The sequence below is a fragment of the Streptococcus equi subsp. zooepidemicus genome, from assembly GCF_015689395.1.
Lineage (GTDB): Bacteria > Bacillota > Bacilli > Lactobacillales > Streptococcaceae > Streptococcus > Streptococcus equi.
The window spans coordinates 1148938-1167889 of sequence record NZ_CP065054.1 but is presented as its reverse complement, the minus strand read 5'-3'; the positions used below and the strand labels follow the sequence as shown (position 1 = coordinate 1167889).

Here is an 18952-nt window from a genome sequence, read left to right as displayed (position 1 = left end):
ACGATCTTATTTTAACACATTGTAATGTCTTTGTCATGATATTCGACCAAATTATGAAAATTGTTTTCGGATAGCGTTTCCAACCAGAAAAAATAAGGATTTTATGGTATAATTAAAAGAGTATTGACTAGAAAAGGAGCATTCCTTAAATGCAAGATAAACATTTAGTTGACGTCAATCTGACAAGTGAGATGAAAACGAGTTTCATTGATTATGCTATGAGCGTTATTGTAGCAAGAGCACTTCCAGATGTACGAGATGGCTTAAAGCCTGTTCATCGTCGTATCCTTTATGGCATGAATGAGCTAGGCGTCACACCTGATAAGCCACATAAAAAATCTGCTCGTATTACCGGTGATGTCATGGGTAAGTACCACCCACATGGGGATTCGTCCATCTATGAAGCGATGGTCCGTATGGCCCAGTGGTGGAGCTATCGTCACATGCTTGTCGATGGTCATGGAAACTTTGGTTCTATGGACGGTGACGGTGCTGCGGCTCAGCGTTATACTGAGGCTCGTATGAGCAAAATCGCGCTAGAGCTTTTAAAGGATATTAATAAAAATACTGTTGACTTTCAGGATAACTACGATGGTAATGAAAGAGAGCCCTTAGTCTTACCGGCTCGCTTCCCCAATTTATTGGTCAATGGTGCCACCGGAATCGCAGTTGGTATGGCTACCAATATTCCACCTCATAATTTAGCTGAGGCCATAGACGCTGTTAAGATGGTCATGGAAAATCCTGACTGCACTACCAGAGATTTAATGGAGGTTCTTCCAGGGCCGGATTTTCCTACAGGTGCCTTGGTGATGGGACGTTCAGGAATTCATAAGGCTTATGAGACTGGTAAGGGATCAATCGTTTTGCGTTCACGCACCGAGATTGAAACCACTAGTACAGGACGGGAGCGGATTGTCGTCACAGAATTCCCTTATGGCATTAATAAAACAAAGGTCCATGAGCATATTGTTCGCTTAGCCCAAGAAAAGCGTATTGAGGGCATTACAGCTGTTCGTGACGAATCAAGCCGACAAGGGGTACGATTTGTCATTGAAGTCCGTCGCGATGCATCTGCTAATGTGATTTTAAATAACCTGTTCAAATTGACAAGTCTCCAGACAAACTTTAGCTTCAATATGCTGGCCATTGAAGGCGGTATTCCTAAAATCTTGTCATTGAGACAGATTATTGATAACTATATTCTACATCAAAAGGACGTCATTACACGCAGGACTCAATTTGATAAGGATAAGGCAGAGGCTAGGGCACATATTTTAGAGGGCTTACTCATTGCTCTTGACCATCTAGATGAGGTTATTGCCATTATCCGCAATAGCGAGACAGATATTATCGCACAAGCAGAATTGATGTCTCGTTTTGACTTGTCTGAACGCCAAAGTCAAGCTATTTTAGACATGCGTCTCCGTCGTTTGACCGGCTTGGAACGTGATAAAATTCAATCAGAATACGATGACCTATTGGCTTTGATTGCAGATTTGGCAGATATTTTGGCAAAGCCAGGGCGTATCGAAGCCATCATCAAGGAAGAAATGGAAGAGATCAAGCGTAAGTACGCTAATCCTCGCCGCACAGAATTGATGATTGGTGAGGTATTATCATTAGAAGATGAGGATCTGATCGAAGAAGAAGATGTTTTGATCACCCTATCAAACAATGGCTACATTAAGCGCCTTGCTCAAGGCGAGTTTCGATCTCAAAAGCGTGGTGGTCGTGGTGTACAAGGAACAGGTGTCAATGATGATGACTTTGTTCGTGAGCTTGTCTCAACAAGCACACACGACACATTGCTCTTCTTTACCAATTTTGGGCGCGTCTACCGCTTAAAGGCCTATGAGATTCCAGAATATGGACGTGCTGCAAAGGGACTTCCTGTCATCAATCTACTAAAGCTAGATGATGGTGAAACCATTCAAACCATTATCAATGCCAAAAAAGAAGACATTCTTGATAAATATTTCTTCTTTACAACAAAGCAAGGGATTGTCAAGCGAACTGAGGTATCAGAGTTTAGCAATATTCGTCAGAATGGTCTACGAGCCCTCAATCTCAAGGAAGGAGATGAACTGATTAATGTTCTCTTGACAAATGGTCAGGAAGATATTATCATTGGAACAAGATCAGGTTATTCTGTTCGCTTTAATGAAGCTACCATTCGAGGTATGGGGCGTAGCGCTACGGGTGTTCGTGGTGTCAAGCTTCGTGAGGAAGATTGGGTTGTCGGAGCTTCTCGTATCAATGACAAGCAAGAGGTCTTAGTCATTACCGAAAATGGCTATGGTAAGCGTACCAGTGCAGCCGAATACCCAACTAAGGGTCGAGGTGGAAAAGGAATCAAAACAGCTAATATTACCGCAAAAAATGGCCAGTTGGCTGGTCTGATGACTGTTGATGGCAGTGAGGATATTATGGTGATCACAACGAAGGGTGTGATTATTCGTACCAATGTTTCAAGTATTTCTCAGACTGGCCGTTCAACACTTGGTGTTAAGGTTATGAGGCTAGATACAGATTCTAAGATTGTTACCTTTACCTTGGTACAGGCTGAAGACAACGATCCAACAGCAATCGCTCAGACTGATACAGCTTTAACAGAAGCACCAATAAATTCTAGCAAGGAGTAAATGAATGGCAAAAAGAACCCACAGGAGAAGACAAAAACGAAGAAAGATGTCCTTTGCTAGAGGTATTCTAGTCGTCTTATTGTTAATCATAGGCTTAGCCTTGTTATTTAACAAGCCCATTAGAAACACCCTGATTGCTTGGAATTCTAATAAATATCAAGTCACAAAGGTTTCAAAAAAGACGATTAAAAAGAATAAGGAAGCAAAGTCAAGCTTTGATTTTCAAGCAGTTCAGCCAGTTAGCACCGAAAGTGTCTTACAGGCTCAAATGGACGCCCAACAGCTTCCAGTAATAGGAGGTATTGCCATACCAGAACTTGGTATTAACCTACCAATCTTTAAGGGGCTTGGCAACACAGAGCTTATATACGGTGCTGGTACCATGAAAGAGGACCAGGTTATGGGAGGAGAAAACAATTACTCCTTAGCCAGTCATCATATTTTTGGACTAACAGGCTCTTCTGAAATGTTATTCTCACCGCTTGAAAGAGCAAAAGAAGGAATGTCTATTTACCTTACAGATAAGGAGCGTATTTACGAGTATGAGATTAATGCCGTCTTTACGGTCACACCTGAAAGGATAGATGTTATCAATGACACACCAGGGCTAAAGGAGGTAACCTTGGTCACCTGTACGGATTATGAGGCAACAGAGCGAATCATTGTCAAAGGAGCAATCAAAAACGAGTATGAGTTTAACAAAGCACCTGACGATGTTTTGAAGGCCTTTAATCACTCTTACAACCAGATGTCAACCTAAGCCTAATCTAGGCAAGGGGTCGCTACGAGGGGTGAAACAAAGTAATCTTGGCATTGCTTTGTTTCACTTTTTTTATTTAATAAAGGAGTTAAATCATATGGAGCTTAAGGCTATTCATCATATTGCTATCATTGTTTCGGATTATGAGGTCTCTAAGGATTTTTATGCCAATAAGCTTGGCTTTGAGATTATTCGTGAAAATCACCGGCCTGATAGACATGATTACAAATTGGATTTAAAATGTGGAGCCATTGAATTAGAGATTTTTGGCAATAAAAAGACTGATCCAGCTTATCAGGCACCGCCTAAGCGTATCGGTAGGCCCGAATATGACAAAGAGGCCTGTGGGCTTCGTCATTTAGCTTTTCATGTTAAGCCTATTGAAGCTTATATTGAACAATTAATGGCTAAGGGCATTGCTGTCGAGCCTCTTAGGTATGATGATTATACTGGTAAGAAGATGACCTTCTTTTTTGATCCTGATGGCCTGCCACTGGAATTACATGAATGAAATGCCAAGATAAGCTGTTAATCATAACTAAGACGGCTGCATGGCTCAGTCACCTCAAAAAAGGAGTCACACCTTCCTTGAGTAAGCTTGTTAATTGAGAGGCAGGCTTTTGATGGCGGCTAGGAAATGGTTAAGCCAGCCTCAGTTCAGTTGGTAGGCGATTCACTAAAATCACAACAAAAGCAAGAAGACATTTACGCTTTCTGGTAGCGTTTTTTCATCATCACTATGGCCTTTTTAGCAAAATGTGATGAAATCATCACATTGAAATTGACAAACTGATGATATTGCAATGTCAAAACGCTAGAAATAGATTAAAAAATGCATGGGGCTAAAAAAGGCTTACATGCATTTTCTTCATGCGTGTACGTCGTGCGCTAAAATGATAAAATATTGACATTTCAGTTAAATCATGGTATCCTTTTTAGGTCATTAACTAGTTAAGAGAGTAGATATGATTAGAGGATTCAAGAAAACAATTGTCGCAGTAGGGCTGCTAGTAGTGCTTTTGGGTCTATCAGCCTGTCATCAGAGCTCTAGCAGTAGGAAGGCCGGTTTGGTCATAAAAACAAGCTTCTACCCTATTTATGCTATGACTAAGGAGATTTGCGGGGATTTAAATGATGTTCAGGTCATTGCCAAAAACACTAGCATACACTCGTATGAGCCAAGTCCGACAGTTGTTGCTAGGATTTACGATGGAGATGTCTTTATTTACCATTCCAAGATATTAGAAGCCTGGGCTGCGGATTTAGCGCCACAGCTAGAAAAAAAGGGACTAGCAGTCATGGAGGGAACATCACATCTAACATTAGACAAGGTTCAAGGTTTGGAACACCTCACCATAAAAAAAGGAATGAATACTGATGCCTTGTATGACCCTCACACTTGGACTGATCCTATCTTAGCTAGTCAAGAGGCAGAGCAGATTGCAGCTTTATTAAGCAAAAAGGATCCTGCTCACAAGGCAGTCTATTTACAAAACGCTAAGCGTTTTAAGGCTAAGGCTCAAAAGTTAGTGAAGACCTATAAGGAAAAGTTTGAATCTCTAGATAGGAAAACCTTTGTGACGCAGCACACAGCCTTTTCCTATCTAGCTAAGAGATTTGGTCTAAAGCAATTGGGAATCGCAGGGATATCTCCTGAGCAAGAGCCCAGTCCTCGCCAATTAGCTCAAATTGACCGCTTTATCAAAAAATATGATGTGAAGACGATTTTCGTCGAGGAAAATGCTTCAGATAAGCTAGCCAAAACCTTGGCTCAGAGTAACAGTGTAGCAATTGATACCCTAAGTCCGCTTGAGGTGGTTCCAGCTGATCAAAAAGCTTATCTAGAGCATTTAGAAATAAATTTAGAAACACTGTATCGTGTATTGGAGAGTGAAACATGACAAAAAAAGCTTATTTATCATTATTGACCATCTTACTATTATTTCCTTTATCTGCTTGTGGCTTTAAAGCCCAAGATAGCACAGGCAAAAAACTAAAATCATCTCATCAACTGGAAAAAAGGTGCAAGGCTTTAAAGAAAGAAACTGACAAAAGTCCCAATGAAGTTAGCAAAGAAGAAGGGATTGCAGCAGAACAAATTGTTGTGTCCATCTCAGATGATGGCTTTGTTACCTCTCATGGTGACCATTACCACTTTTACAATGGTGAGGTGCCTTATGATAGCCTTTTCTCCTCAGAGCTATTACCGCCTAAGGATTACCAATTTGATCAAAAGGACGTGATTAATGAGGTCAAAAATGGCTATGTCATCAAAACTGATGACCGTTATTATTTCTATTTAAAGGACAACAACCATCAAGAAAACGTCAGGTCATAAAGACTGATTACCGTATAAGATAATCATTGGACTAGTGATAGTAGCTACATCTAAGCTGCCATTATGCACTAGTTTTTTTGCTTTAAAAAGAGTGCTTGGCTATTCTAGCTATGCTTTGTTTCAGCTTTTTAATCGTCTTATTGGGGTAAAAATGCTACAATAGAGGCATTAGATTTTGAAAAAGACTAGGAAGATCACCCTTTGCAGAGCTGAGTAAAACAGGCTTACTAGATACCTGGATACTTTAGCTTGAGAGGCTCTCATAAAGGGAAATTTATCATACAAAAGAGGTAGAAAAATGACTTATCAAAAGAAATTAATAGCAGCTGGCATGGCTTTGGCTTCGGTATTTATGCTTCAAACAACAGTACACGCTGCAGCTAATAATGTTCAACAGGTAATTGATGAAACCTATGTTCAGCCTGATTACGTTTTAGGCTATTCATTGTCTGCTGAGCAAAGAGAGCAAACCTTGGCCTTGCTTCACTACAATAGTGCTTCTGATAACAAATTAAGCACCCTAAATACAACTGCCTATGCTAGTATCATGAATGTAGCAGATGATCCGAGCCTACAGCTTTATTCCTCAGTTAGGATTCAAAAGCTGGGAGCTAAAGAAACGCTTAAGGTAACTATTGTGACACCTGAAAATATCACTAAGGTGACGCAAGATATGTATCGTAACGCTGCTGTAACCTTGGGCATTGAGCATGCCAATATTACTGTAGCTGCGCCAATACCAGTTACTGGAGAATCGGCTTTGGCCGGTATTTATTATTCGCTTGAAAAAAATGGTGCCAAGGTCCCAGAAGAAAGCAAAAAGCTGGCACAAGAGGAGCTATCAACCCTATCTAATATTAATACCGAAAATGCAGGTAAAACAGGCTATGATGCAGATAAGCTAAATGTTGCGCTTACTGATATTAAAGCTGCTGTCGCAAAGGCTGGAGAAGGGGTTAATGAGGAAAAGGTTCGCCAAATTGTAACAGAAACCTTAGATCATTATGGGTTAACCAAGGCAGTAACACCTGATCAGATTAACCTTATCATCAATTTCGCGCTTAACCTCTCAAATAGTGGTGTGATTTCCAATGAAAACTTCACTAAAACGCTGAACGCTTTAAAGGATAGTATTGTTGAAAAGGCCGGATCTACCTTTAAAAATATCAACGTGAACTTTGATGCTACTGAGGCGTTAAAGACTGGACAAGGAATCCTTCAGCAAATTATTGATTTCTTTAGAGGATTGATTGACGGCTTAATGGGTGGCTGATAAATAGATAAAAGTAGTAGGACTAATTCCTAATTTCATTAGGAATTAGTCCTATTTTTTAAGCAGAAATCGATTATTTATTTTAGCTGCTAAAAATATTCAGATTGAAAATCAAAAAAAGTTACTATTTTTCAAATTGTTTTTCGAATAAATTAAGTAGAAGCAGATCTATTTCAAGATCAGATATTCAAACACGTAAAGACGAGGAAATATGATGACAAACGTAGCTTTTTATTCAAAAATTGGTATTTCAGCGCAGGAGCATGACCAATTTGTCAAACAGCACCAGCAGGTTAACCTCTTGCAGAGCAGCTCATGGGCAGCTGTTAAAAATCAGTGGCAAAATGAACGCATCGGTATTTTTCAGGGAGATAATCAGGTAGCTTCTATGTCCTTGCTGATCAAGCCTTTACCGCTTGGTATGACGATGATTTATATTCCAAGAGGTCCAGTGATGGACTATACCAATGCTGAACTGGTAGCATTTACGATTAAAACCTTGAAGGCATATGGTAAGAAAAAAAGAGCCCTTTTGATTAAATTTGATCCTGCGATCCTGCTAAAGCAGCATCAGCTTGGTGAGAAAGCACCTGATAATCCCAAGGCTTTGGCCATTATTAAGCATTTAAAGCAATCTGGTGCTCATTGGATAGGTCCAACAACCAAGCTATCTGATACTATTCAGCCACGTTTTCAAGCAAATTGTTACACCAATGCTGATATTGAAGCGTCCTTTCCTAAGCATACCAAGCGATTGATGAGGGATGCTAGGCAACGTGGCGTGATAGCTTATCGCGGTAATCAGTCTGACCTCCATACATTTGCTGGCCTTATCTCTTTAACTGAAAAGCGAAAAGGAGTTGCTCTAAGAAATGAAGCTTATTTTAGACAGCTGATGACGATTTATGGCGACAATGCTTATTTGCACCTAGCAAAGGTTAACCTTCCAGAAAAGCTCAAGAATTATGAGCTTCAGCTGAAAGCTGTTAAACAAGAGCTTGCTCAAACGCAAGCGCATCAAAAAAAGCGACTGGCTAGATTAACAGATCAAAAGCAATCGCTTCAGCGTTATCTATCAGAATTCAAGGGCTTCTTGGATAAATATCCAGATGAGGTTGTCATTGCGGGCATTTTATCGATTTCATATGGCAACACGATGGAAATGCTCTATGCTGGCATGAATGATGACTTTAAAAAGTTTTATCCTCAGTACCTGCTTTATCCTAAAGTCTTTATGGATGCCTATCATGATGATATAGCTTGGGCGAATATGGGCGGCATTGATGGCTCCTTCAAGGACGGCTTGACAGCATTTAAGTCCAATTTCAGTCCAACTATCGAAGAGTTTATTGGAGAATTCAACCTAGCAGTCAGTCCTTTTTATCACTTGGCTAATTTGCTATATAAGATCAGAAAGCAATTAAAGCACAGGCACTAACAGCTAATAGTGAAATGATATCATGTTTAATGGTTAGAACCAAAGATCTAGTGATTGTATTTATAAAAAAGATGGTCGCTACTGACCTGCACTCCAAATTAGAATAGCATCTAACGATTAGAGGCAGAATACAAGGCAACCATTCTTTTAGTCTATTTTCGTTTTTTCTTGGCCTTTTTAATCTTATTAGCTTGACGCTTCATGGCCTGCTTCATGGCAAATTGACCAATCTTACCCTTTAGACCACCTCCAAAGAGCTGGCTCATATCCATATCACCACCCAATGCAGACATGTCAGGTAAACCACCTTGCCCCATCATTCCTTCAAGGGCAGACATATCAGGCATGCCTCCTGGCATATTTGGCATGTTTTTAGGGAGGTTATTAGGGTTGATTCCCATTTGTTTCATCATTTTAGTCATATCACCTGACATGACACCCTGCATCATGGCTTTGGCTTGGTTAAAATCTTTAATAAATTTGTTGACTTCAACGAAACTATTACCTGATCCAGCTGCAATGCGACGGCGGCGACTTGGTGTTAAAAGCTCTGGCTGCTCACGCTCCTCAGGTGTCATAGAAGAAACGATAGCACGCTTGCGAGCAATTTGCTTGTCGTCAACCTTAATATTGGCTAGAGCAGGATTAGTTGCCATACCTGGAATCATTTTTAACAGATCTTCCATTGGCCCCATGTTTTGCACTTGGTCTAATTGCTCGATAAAGTCATTAAAATCAAAGGTATTCTCACGCATTTTTGCGGCAAGCTCTAATGATTTTTTCTCATCATATTCCTGACTTGCCTTTTCGATCAAGGTAAGAAGGTCTCCCATTCCCAAGATACGACTTGACATACGGTCTGGATGGAAGGTTTCAATATCGGTGATTTTTTCACCAGTTCCGGTAAATTTGATTGGCTTACCAGTTATTTCACGTATAGAAAGGGCCGCACCACCACGAGTATCACCGTCAATCTTTGTTAACACTACTCCAGTGATATCGAGCTGATTGTTAAATTCATAGGCAACGTTGGCAGCTTCTTGTCCGATCATGCTGTCAACAACAAGAAGGATTTCGTTTGGTTTAGCTAGTGCTTTAACCTCACGAAGCTCGCCCATTAGTTTCTCATCAATTTGTAACCGTCCTGCCGTATCAATCAAAACATAGTCATGACGGTTCTCTTTTGCCTGTGCCAAACCATTGGCAACAATATCAACTGCTGAATGATTTGTCCCCATATCAAAAACAGGAACATTTATTTGCTGTCCCAAGGTTTTCAACTGGTCAATAGCAGCCGGACGATAGATGTCTGCTGCAATCATCAATGGACGAGCATTTTCTTCCTTGATGAGCTTATTGGCTAATTTTCCTGCAAAGGTCGTTTTACCAGCTCCCTGCAAGCCCACCATCATGATGACAGTAGGGATTTTAGGTGATTTATCAAGCTCCGCGGTTTCTGATCCTAAGATACCAGTTAATTCCTCATTAACAATTTTAAGTATTTGTTGCGTTGGATCAAGGGTATCAATAATTTCGTGGCCAACAGCTCGCTCACGTATACGCTTGATAAAGGTCTTAACAACTGGAAGTGCAACATCTGCCTCTAATAAGGCTAGACGAATCTCCTTGGTCACTTCCTGAACATCGGCTTCAGATAAGGTTTTTTTACCACGAATGTGCTTAAAAACGTCCTGTAAACGTTGGGTTAGGCTTTCAAATGCCATAGCTATAACTCCTCTTAATCTCTATTGTCAATACTAGTTAAAATGGAAATTTTGTCACGTAAATAATGGTCACTAGGATATTTTGCAAGAATGTCATCAAATATTTCACTACGCACGATATAATCAGAATACATATGAAGCTTCATTTCATAGGCTTCCAGAATTTTTTCAGTGCGCTTAATATTATCATAAACTGCTTGACGGCTAACGCCGAATTCTTCAGCAATTTCAGCCAGACTATAATCATCAGCATAATAGAGCTCGGTATAGTTCATCTGTTTATCAGTCAATAAGGCAGCATAAAATTCAAAAAGAGCATTCATTCGGTTTGTTTTTTCAATTTCCATAATCCCCATTTTATCATATCATGAGCATTTTTAACAGTGGTAAATGATAGGATTAGCCTTTTATCAAGAAGCTTTCTTAAAGCAAAAATGAGGATAGTAGCTTGTTTTGATAGCTGTCCTAAAAATTATTAAAAATATTTTTTGAAATGTGTTGATACACTTTGACAAACAATAGAAAAAAGAAGTGGTGAACCACTTCCTATCAATGTTATTCAAGCATTATCGCTTATGATTAATTATTTTCTAAATAAAATTCAAAGCGATCACCTACATACTGGCTACGCACATATTCAAAGGGCCTACCGTCTGTAAAAAAGGAAACCTGAGTTAATGCTAAAATAGCATGCCCCTTAGCTACCTCTAGATAAGAGGCGACACGTTCACTGGCTATTTTCGCGTAGATGGTTTGTTGACTTTTGCCGATTTCATAACCGTTTGAGGTTAGGGTTTGGAAAAAGTGCTCTGTAATATCAGTTTTTTTGACATTTTTAATAAATTTCTCAGGGATTGAGGCTACCTCGTAAACTAAAGGAACCTTATCTGCATAACGAATGCGCTCCATTCGAATAACGTAATCTGATTCTTCTAGGTGCAACTGATTTATTTCTGTATCACTTGCTAGCTGACGTTGATAGGAAATCAGCTTTGAAGATGGCTTACGTCCCTGAGAATTCACAATCTCTGTAAAGCTAGTGGTCCCACGCATTCTCTCTTGTACGCGATGACTGGCAATATAAGTACCACTGCCAACACGCCTCTCTAGAATTCCCTCCTCTACAAGCAGTGTTATTGCCTGACGCAATGTCATGCGACTGACTTCAAAATGTTCTGCTAAATCTCGTTCGCTTGGCAGGCGACTACCAATAGTCCAGACTTCTTTTTCGATGTCTTTTTTAATAGCGTCATGAATTTTGATATAGGCTGGCAGCATGCTTTACTCCTTGGGGGTGATGATGGTTTTATTTTATCATATTTTCAGCCTAAATTGCAGCCCAATTATTATCAAAAGCATTCATCAATCAGCTTTTTCATGCTAAGACCGGCAATAGTAGTTACACATAAGATAGTTGAGTGATATGTTTCTGCAAAAAGATTATTTTTGATCACATCACCTGAAAAGCTAATGCCTTTTTAGTGAAAATATGCTACAATTAATTGAAAACTATCAGCTAACAAGGTGCTGGTATATAATGAAAGGGTTATAATGACTGAAATTTCAATGTTGAATGATGTTCAAAAAATTATCGTTCTTGATTACGGTAGTCAGTACAATCAACTGATTGCAAGACGTATTCGAGAGTTTGGTGTTTTTTCTGAACTCAAAAGCCATAACATCACTGCGCAAGAGCTTCGTGACATCAATCCAATCGGGATTGTTCTGTCTGGTGGGCCAAATTCTGTTTACGCAGACGATGCCTTTGGTATTGATCCTGAAATCTTTGAATTAGGGATTCCAATTTTAGGGATTTGCTATGGCATGCAGCTAATCACACATACCTTAGGAGGCAAGGTAGTCCCAGCTGGTCAAGCAGGTCACCGAGAATATGGTCAATCATCATTACGTTTACGCTCTGCATCAGCATTATTTGCGGGCACTCCAGATGAGCAGCTTGTTTTGATGAGTCATGGTGATGCTGTTACAGAAATCCCAGAGGGCTTTCACCTTGTAGGAGATTCTAACGACTGCCCTTACGCTGCTATGGAAAATACAAAAAAGAGGCTCTACGGTATCCAATTCCACCCAGAGGTAAGACACTCTGTCTATGGTAATGATATTTTGAAGAACTTTGCTATCTCTATCTGTGGTGCACGTGGTGATTGGTCAATGGATAATTTCATTGACATGGAAATTGCTAAAATTCGCAAAACAGTCGGAGATCGTAAGGTTCTGCTAGGTTTATCTGGTGGTGTTGATTCTTCAGTTGTTGGTGTCCTTTTACAAAAAGCTATCGGAGATCAATTAACCTGTATCTTTGTTGATCATGGGCTTCTTCGTAAAAATGAAGGTGACCAAGTTATGGAAATGCTTGGTGGAAGATTTGGTCTCAATATTATTCGTGTTGATGCCTCAAAGCGCTTTTTAGATCTCCTTGCAGGTGTTGAGGATCCTGAGAAAAAACGTAAAATTATTGGTAATGAGTTTGTTTACGTTTTTGATGACGAAGCTAGCAAGCTTGAGGGGGTTGACTTCCTTGCACAAGGAACGCTTTACACAGACATCATTGAATCTGGAACAGAAACTGCTCAAACGATAAAATCTCATCACAATGTTGGTGGTCTGCCAGAGGATATGCAGTTTGAATTAATCGAACCCCTCAATACACTCTTCAAAGATGAGGTTCGTGCTCTTGGTACAGCCCTTGGTATGCCAGATGAAGTCGTCTGGCGTCAGCCTTTCCCGGGCCCAGGCCTTGCCATTCGTGTCATGGGAGAGATCACAGCAGAAAAGCTTGAAACAGTCCGCGAGTCAGATGCCATCCTTCGAGAAGAAATTGCTAAAGCAGGACTTGATCGTGATGTATGGCAATATTTTACAGTTAATACAGGTGTTCGTTCCGTCGGAGTTATGGGAGATGGTCGCACCTATGACTATACCATCGCTATTCGTGCTATCACCTCAATTGACGGCATGACAGCAGACTTTGCCCAATTGCCTTGGGAAGTCCTAAAGAAGATCTCAGTCCGAATCGTCAATGAAGTCGACCACGTTAACCGCATTGTGTACGACATCACCAGCAAACCACCAGCAACTGTTGAGTGGGAGTGACAGAAGCAAATATATTACTGCCATGAAAGTGTTGAAAACAGTGGGTTTTTGCGGTTTGTGGAAACAAAAAAATCTTGAGTGATACTGCTTTGATACTAAAAAGCTAAAATAGCAAGTTCAAAAGGGAGTTGTTGAATTTAGGTGAATGGTTTAAAAGCCTTCCATCGTTTTGGTGGAAGGCTTTTGAGGGAATAGTTTAAGAACAATATTGGTTGATTGAAGAGATACCACAATTATATAGCAAAGATACAATTATTTATGTATACGAGGAGAAAATCATAATGATGAAGAATATTGTTTCACAGGTTATTGATAAAGCAGTTGGTCAAATTACTGATATTTTCAAAATGAAACTTAAAACTTTTATAGAAGAGCGTAATAAAAATGCTTTCTGGAATAATGTTGTCCAAGAAGCTATTAAGGCTACTGAAGGTATTGACGAAGAAATAGGGAGATACATATTTAGTCGGCTATCTATTGTGGGTTTGGAAAGGCAATTATTTGATGAAAATTACGATAATATTCACAGGAATTTTGTATTGACTTTGGCAGTGGAATTGTGTAAGTTTGATAAAGAAAAAGATTTTTCAATTTCTTTGGGAATAGCAGTGGTTGATAAGTGGCTTGAAAAAAATAAACTGCCAACAGATTGTGATGGTTATAATGTTGAGGAACTTAAAAGGATAATAAGTGACCGTGAGGAATTATACCGCAATTATTTTAAATTATTTGAAGAGAAAAATGGAACGGATACAATAAGAATATTTTATCCTAAAAATGGAGAAAGTTGGATTAGATGGGAAGATAACTGTTCAGTCGATATTAATGTAAACTTGTCAAAGGGACTTTCATATGGATTTTGTAGAGAAGGGTTTGATTATTATAAGAAAATATGCAATAACGATTATGAAACTCTAAAGTGTGCATATATTGAAAATGAAAAAGAAATATTGCGTTTTAACGGTTTTTCGTGTAATGAGGATAATACGATTATTTGGATTAGATAACAAACTTCTCTATGAAATAATAATCTATTTATCTCAGTTGGTTAATCAAGCATATAGATAAGTTTTTATACAAAAAACTCATAACTTTAAGATTGCAAAATCTTTTAGCTATGTGCTTTTTTCGTTGCGTGAAGTCCGTCACGCTCCGTAAGGTACATGACAAATAAACCACCGGTGATCATGATTGTTAAAAGAGCCTTTGTAGCTAAGTAATAAGCTTTAAAAACCTTTAACGGGTTTCTTAATGCAGAAAAGTAAATCAAAGAAGTAGAGGCACCTCAAAAAAATGCACCAAAGTCATGCAATGAGTTTGGTTGTACAACAGTCATGCTTTTAAGCTAATACAAAGGCTTATACATCTAAGGGCATAAAGTTGGCAATGATTTTTCCAATAATACGCGGATTGTCATCAAAGGAAGCGAATTTATCAGGGTATTTTTTGTTCAATGAAACCAAACGCAGACCATTTTCTTCACGATATACTTTTTTGATATAGGTTTGTTCTTCCCACTCAACAGCATAGATAGCACCGTCATAATCAAAGCTATCCTGTTTGATGAGAACAACCTCGCCATTCAAATAGGTTGGCTCCATGGAGTCACCAAAAACCCATGAAGCAAAATCATAATCTAACTGCTCATCGTAAAACACAACATCAAAATTCCCATCACCAAAGTAAGAATAGCCAGTCCCTGCAGATAACCTCTCGTAAACACGATAAGGGTAAAGTGTCTTTTGCTTAGCTGGTAAAGCAATCATTTTTCCTTGTTGCTCAAGCAGGCTCTCAGAATAGCTGATAACCTTTTCTTTATTAAAGGCGCTTAACTGACTATAGGGAAGTAAAAGACGATTTTCCTGATAAAAGTACTCAGCAGGTAATTGAAAAATCTTCATAAGCTCTTCAAAATGCTTTTGATTTGGCTTATTTTTCTCCTTTTCCCAATTAGAAATGGTCATTTTATTAACTCCTAAAAGCTCTCCTAGCTGTTCTTGGCTAATATGCCTTGATAAACGCGCTGTTTTTAATTGAATACCAGAAAACATCAGCATGAATCTCCTTTGTTAGTATACTTTAGTAAAGTTAATGCTTTACTAAAGTATAGCATAGCTTATAAGAATATTCAAGCTTTTTATGCTTATATCGAAAAGACAGTAGCTGTCTTAGGTTTAATGGCAAACATGTTATACTTATATAGAGCCATCAAAATATAATAACACAAACAATGGGAAAGAAAAATGCTTAGCAAACAAAAATTGTCACTTGAAATCATTCATTACCTGATATCCGGTCTTCTAACAACCATTCTTTATTTTGTTTTGCGGTATGTCATCTATTCATGGCTACATCAGGCCACCATATCAGCAGGCTTTGCCAATGTTATAGCGATCATAGCTGCCTTCTTGATGAATGATAGCTATGTTTTTAAGCAGACTTCTGACAAACGCTTGTTTAGATTTGCCATGTTTTTCCTAGCTAGAGTAGTGACCTTAGGCTTAGACATGCTATTAGCCTATTTATTGGTTGAGAAATACCCAGAGGTCATTGGAAGCCTTGTTGAGCATGATTCTGAACGCATTAATTCTGTTGAAAGCATTTTGAGCCAAGCCCTAATGATTAGCTTGAATTTTGCTATTAGTAAATACTATATTTTTAAACGACATCGCAGCAGATAAAAAACAGCTCTAGTAAAATAACTATCACATATCTTTCCGAAAAACTATAATTTTCTTGAAAAACATCTCAAACTGTGATATACTACTATCAGTCTGATATCCAATGGGTATTTCATTTGTTAACGAAACATTGTGAGAATTTATTATGAAACGTGACTTGCTGCTTGCTAAAATTGAAGAATACAAAAACATCATGCCTTGGTATGTCCTTGATTATTATCAATCTAAGCTTTCTGTTCCTTATAGCTTTACGACCTTGTACGAATACTTGAAAGAATACAAACGCTTTTTAGATTGGTTAATCGATTCTGATCTATCAAAGGCTGCTAAGATTGCTGATGTTGACTTGACTACTCTGGAGCATTTGAGTAAAAAGGATATGGAAGCTTTTATTCTTTATCTTCGTGAGCGTCCTTCCTTGAACACCTATTCAACTAAAAAAGGGGTATCGCAAACCACCATTAATCGTACCCTTTCTGCACTATCCAGCTTGTATAAATACCTTACCGAGGAGATTGAAAATGAGCATGGAGAGCCTTATTTTTATCGAAATGTCATGAAAAAGGTGGCAACCAAAAAGAAAAGAGAAACCTTAGCAGCCAGGGCTGAAAATATTAAACAAAAGCTTTTTTTAGGCGATGAGACGATGGCATTTTTAGACTATGTCGACAAAGAATATGAACATAAGCTATCAAATCGGGCAAAGGCTTCTTTCCGAAAAAATAAGGAACGCGACCTAGCCATTATCGCTCTACTGCTGGCATCTGGTATTCGATTGTCCGAGGCAGTTAATCTAGATCTTAAGGATGTCAACCTCAACATGATGCTGGTCGAGGTTACCCGTAAGGGAGGTAAGAGAGATTCGGTCAATGTTGCTGCTTTTGCCAAGCCTTATTTAGAAGCCTATTTATCAGTGCGAAAAGCCCGCTATCAAGCAGAAAAACAGGACGTAGCCTTCTTTTTAACAGCCTACCGTGGGCTCCCTAATCGGATAGACGCCTCAAGCATTGAAAAAATGGTAGGCAAATATTCTGAAGGCTTTAAAATTCGTGTAACTCCTCATAAGCTACGCCATACGCTTGCGACGAGACTTTATGATACCACAAAGTCACAGGTCCTAGTAAGTCATCAGCTTGGTCATGCCTCGACCCAAGTCACAGATCTCTACACTCATATTGTTAACGATGAGCAAAAAAATGCCCTGGATCAATTATGATTTTACATAACTAAAATTATGCAAAATAGATTAGTCACCTTATCCTACTTAAAAAGACTGAAAATCTGTGCTTTCAGTCTTTTTTGCATGGAGATTTATGGCTATCATTTTTTACAGCAAAGAAGTCGAGAATTTGGTCTGTTTAGAATGCTTTTTTTTTTTTTTTTTGAATCACGACTAGAGTTCCTTGGTCAATTTGACTGGAAATAGTTATGTCTAAATTTAATTTATCAAGTATTTGCTTTGTCATAAAGAGGCCTAAACCGGTTGCCTTTTGATGCTCATGACCATTGTAGCCAGTAAAGCCTTCTTCAAACAGACGTGGTAAATCTTCTTCTAGTATTCCAATACCATTATCTGATATAGAAATACTGTCTCCCTTAATGCTGATTTTGATGTGACCTTGTGGCTTAGAATATTTGATCGCATTGTCAATAATTTGTGTCAGTGCAAATGACAGCCATTTGTTGTCAGTGCTCAATTGCCAATCACCATCAACTGCAATGCTAATACCCTTAGCAATACAAGCTTGGCTGGACTTCTTGATAACTGAGGTCACAAGCTGCTTTACAGAGCAAACCTGAAACCGAAAATCATCACTATGCTGGTTAAACTTCAAATAGCTTAATAGATTGTTGAGATAATGCTCCAAGCGTAGAACCTAGATCTGATAATCCTTAATATCAATATGGTTGGTTTGAATCATTAAGGACATAGCCGCTAGGGGAAGCTTCATTTGGTGAGACCACATTTTAATCAGTGCTTCTGTATTCTTTTGGTTGTTAAGCTGGTTTAGTGCTGCCTCTGTTTCTGCTTCCTTAAGCTTAATAATCAAAGACCTATAGGCTTGTTCGCTAGGGGAGTGCAGCTGATCTAATTCGTTTACATAAATAAATTCTTGTAAAATCTTCATCTTCTTTTTGAACCTAATATAGTTTCCAAAGCCTTGCAATATTAGCAAGGTTAGTATGGTTAGGCTAGTCACTTTAAAATAGCCTAAAGGAAGCCTATAAAGCCAAAAGATCAGCAGATAACCAGCCATAACAACCCCATACTGGATATACCAGGAATAATATTCCTTAAAAAATGCTCTTATCATTTGATAATATAGCCTACTCCTCTCACTGTGTGAATACGGTCAAAACCAATAGCTGATATTTTTTTGCGCAGACGCGTCATGTTAACATTAAGCGTGTTTTGATCAATAAAGCTCTCGTTTTCCCAAAGCCTTGCTAGAATATCTTCCTTTGAAACAATTTGCTGCGGGTGAGTAAATAAAATCGCTAAGATTTTGTGCTCTGTTGGCGATAAATGAATGCTATCTGTGCCATTAGATAAGGTACCATCAAAATGTAGCTTAAATTGATCTATGGTCACATCATCACTGCTAAATTGCTGTGAGCGTCTTAAAAATGCTGCGATTTTTGCGTCTAAAATGGTTAGAGAAAAGGGCTTGGAGATGAAATCATCTCCTCCCATATTAAGTGCCATGACCGTATCCATCTCATCATTACTGCTTGAGATAAAAATAATTGGCACTGTTGATGTTTTACGAATTTCTGTGGTCCAGTAAAAGCCGTTAAAAAACGGTAAGGTGATGTCCATAAGAATGAGATCCGGTTTATAATCAATCACCTCTTGTTTTATGTCTCTAAAGTTAGAGACGGTAAGAACCTGGTAGTTCTGACTCAGGTGCTCTTTTAAGGGTGTTAAGACAGCAGCGTCATCTTCGACAATATAAATTTTTCCAGCTTTAATCATAA

16 protein-coding genes and 1 pseudogene are annotated in these 18952 nt (G+C 38.8%); 11 read left to right on the top strand and 6 right to left on the bottom strand.

The window, feature by feature from the left end:
- Nucleotides 1-149 precede the first annotated feature (149 nt).
- The 7 genes from gyrA (at nucleotide 150) to I2432_RS05515 (ending at nucleotide 8454) form a co-directional block, all read left to right on the top strand.
- Nucleotides 150-2645, top strand: coding sequence for a DNA gyrase subunit A (gene gyrA / locus I2432_RS05545; protein ID WP_206158643.1), 2496 nt, complete (start codon nucleotides 150-152; stop codon nucleotides 2643-2645).
- Nucleotides 2646-2649: 4 nt separating this feature from the next.
- Nucleotides 2650-3405: a class A sortase gene (locus I2432_RS05540; RefSeq protein WP_021320791.1), complete on the top strand. Its 756-nt coding sequence runs from the start codon at nucleotides 2650-2652 to the stop codon at nucleotides 3403-3405.
- Nucleotides 3406-3502: 97 nt separating this feature from the next.
- Entirely contained in the window at nucleotides 3503-3916 is a 414-nt protein-coding gene (gene gloA2 / locus I2432_RS05535) for an SMU1112c/YaeR family gloxylase I-like metalloprotein (protein WP_206158642.1), read from the top strand.
- 454 nt (nucleotides 3917-4370) lie between these two features.
- Nucleotides 4371-5306 carry a metal ABC transporter solute-binding protein, Zn/Mn family gene (locus tag I2432_RS05530; RefSeq protein ID WP_111678145.1) on the top strand — a complete coding sequence of 312 codons (936 nt, stop codon included), beginning with the start codon at nucleotides 4371-4373 and terminating at the stop codon, nucleotides 5304-5306.
- Nucleotides 5303-5743 (top strand): pneumococcal-type histidine triad protein, encoded by a 441-nt coding sequence (locus I2432_RS05525; RefSeq protein ID WP_111678144.1) that lies wholly within the window; start codon nucleotides 5303-5305, stop codon nucleotides 5741-5743. Before I2432_RS05530 ends, I2432_RS05525 begins: the two co-directional genes overlap by 4 nt.
- 298 nt (nucleotides 5744-6041) lie before the next feature.
- Nucleotides 6042-7016: a DUF1002 domain-containing protein gene (locus tag I2432_RS05520; RefSeq protein WP_037581153.1), complete on the top strand. Its 975-nt coding sequence runs from the start codon at nucleotides 6042-6044 to the stop codon at nucleotides 7014-7016.
- Nucleotides 7017-7230: 214 nt separating this feature from the next.
- A complete protein-coding gene (locus I2432_RS05515) occupies nucleotides 7231-8454 on the top strand; it encodes an aminoacyltransferase (RefSeq protein WP_206159085.1) in 1224 nt (407 codons plus the stop codon).
- Between the two features lie 152 nt (nucleotides 8455-8606).
- Here the strand turns inward: I2432_RS05515 and ffh are convergent, their stop codons facing one another.
- From ffh to I2432_RS05500, 3 genes are all read right to left on the bottom strand, one after another.
- Nucleotides 8607-10178, bottom strand: a complete 1572-nt coding sequence (gene ffh / locus I2432_RS05510) for a signal recognition particle protein (protein ID WP_012515636.1) — start codon at nucleotides 10176-10178, stop codon at nucleotides 8607-8609.
- A 14-nt stretch (nucleotides 10179-10192) separates the two neighbouring features.
- On the bottom strand, nucleotides 10193-10525 hold the full coding sequence (locus I2432_RS05505; protein WP_206158641.1) for a putative DNA-binding protein: 333 nt from the start codon (nucleotides 10523-10525) through the stop codon (nucleotides 10193-10195).
- A 232-nt stretch (nucleotides 10526-10757) separates the two neighbouring features.
- On the bottom strand, nucleotides 10758-11456 hold the full coding sequence (locus I2432_RS05500; protein WP_206158640.1) for a GntR family transcriptional regulator: 699 nt from the start codon (nucleotides 11454-11456) through the stop codon (nucleotides 10758-10760).
- A 273-nt stretch (nucleotides 11457-11729) separates the two neighbouring features.
- On the opposite strand from I2432_RS05500, the gene guaA reads away from it, so the two are divergent.
- Together guaA and I2432_RS05490 are read left to right on the top strand one after the other, a co-directional pair.
- Nucleotides 11730-13292, top strand: a complete 1563-nt coding sequence (guaA, locus tag I2432_RS05495; protein ID WP_206158639.1) for a glutamine-hydrolyzing GMP synthase — start codon at nucleotides 11730-11732, stop codon at nucleotides 13290-13292.
- Nucleotides 13293-13573: 281 nt separating this feature from the next.
- Nucleotides 13574-14299: a hypothetical protein gene (locus I2432_RS05490; protein WP_021320784.1), complete on the top strand. Its 726-nt coding sequence runs from the start codon at nucleotides 13574-13576 to the stop codon at nucleotides 14297-14299.
- A gap of 351 nt (nucleotides 14300-14650) precedes the next feature.
- On the opposite strand, the gene I2432_RS05485 is transcribed toward I2432_RS05490, so the two are convergent.
- On the bottom strand, nucleotides 14651-15343 hold the full coding sequence (locus I2432_RS05485) for a LexA family transcriptional regulator (RefSeq protein ID WP_206158638.1): 693 nt from the start codon (nucleotides 15341-15343) through the stop codon (nucleotides 14651-14653).
- Between the two features lie 192 nt (nucleotides 15344-15535).
- Between I2432_RS05485 and I2432_RS05480 the strand changes: the two genes are divergently transcribed.
- Together I2432_RS05480 and xerS are read left to right on the top strand one after the other, a co-directional pair.
- The gene (locus I2432_RS05480) at nucleotides 15536-15973 is read left to right on the top strand and encodes a GtrA family protein (RefSeq protein ID WP_043053094.1); all 438 of its coding nucleotides are present in this window, start codon (nucleotides 15536-15538) and stop codon (nucleotides 15971-15973) included.
- Between the two features lie 145 nt (nucleotides 15974-16118).
- The gene (gene xerS / locus I2432_RS05475) at nucleotides 16119-17189 is read left to right on the top strand and encodes a tyrosine recombinase XerS (protein ID WP_206158637.1); all 1071 of its coding nucleotides are present in this window, start codon (nucleotides 16119-16121) and stop codon (nucleotides 17187-17189) included.
- A 111-nt stretch (nucleotides 17190-17300) separates the two neighbouring features.
- Here xerS and I2432_RS05470 read toward each other — a convergent pair.
- Together I2432_RS05470 and I2432_RS05465 are read right to left on the bottom strand one after the other, a co-directional pair.
- Nucleotides 17301-18288, bottom strand: a pseudogene (locus I2432_RS05470) (sensor histidine kinase).
- Nucleotides 18285-18950 carry a response regulator transcription factor gene (locus tag I2432_RS05465; protein ID WP_021320779.1) on the bottom strand — a complete coding sequence of 222 codons (666 nt, stop codon included), beginning with the start codon at nucleotides 18948-18950 and terminating at the stop codon, nucleotides 18285-18287. The pseudogene I2432_RS05470 and the gene I2432_RS05465 overlap by 4 nt, the downstream one beginning before the upstream one ends.
- Between the last annotated feature and the right edge of the window lie 2 nt (nucleotides 18951-18952).